Origin of the sequence: Marinobacter sp. BW6, from assembly GCF_008107725.1 — a bacterium.
GTDB lineage: Bacteria > Pseudomonadota > Gammaproteobacteria > Pseudomonadales > Oleiphilaceae > Marinobacter.
In genome coordinates this window covers 1-418 of sequence record NZ_VIRN01000058.1, presented here as the reverse complement: position 1 = coordinate 418, position 418 = coordinate 1, and the positions used below count along the sequence as shown (strand labels likewise).

The following is a 418-nucleotide window of genomic DNA, read 5'->3' as shown; positions in this document are numbered from 1 at the left end:
AGGTAATGCAGCGCCGAGCGTGTCAGCCGGTCTTCGGTCGGTGGTTTGTAGCGAGGCTTATCCCGCATGGACCGCCCGGGCGTCTTGTTCGATAGGCTCCGTAAGTTCGAGGCGCATGCCGTCAAAGGCCGGCTCTACGGGCTCCGGCAACTCCGTGACGAGTGTCCGGTAGTCCAAGTCGTTGTGAAGATTGGTGAAAACCGCTCTTTGCGGTGCGAATTTTCGGGTCCAGGCCAAAGCGTCATCCAAGCAGAAATGACTTGGATGCGGCCGCCGCCTTAGGCAATCCAGGATGAGAATATCCAGATTTTTCAGATAGTTGAAGCTTGCGTTCGGGATGTCCGAGACGTCTGGAAGATAGGCTGCGCCGCCAATCCTGAAGCCAAGCGCGTTCATCTCGCCGTGGACCACTTCGAAC

1 protein-coding gene is annotated in these 418 nt (G+C 57.4%); it reads right to left on the bottom strand.

Going from position 1 to position 418, the window contains the following annotated elements:
• Positions 1 to 57 precede the first annotated feature (57 nt).
• Positions 58 to 418: MBL fold metallo-hydrolase (locus FMN52_RS05695; RefSeq protein ID WP_205424909.1), on the bottom strand; the 361-nt coding region annotated here is incomplete at its 5' end.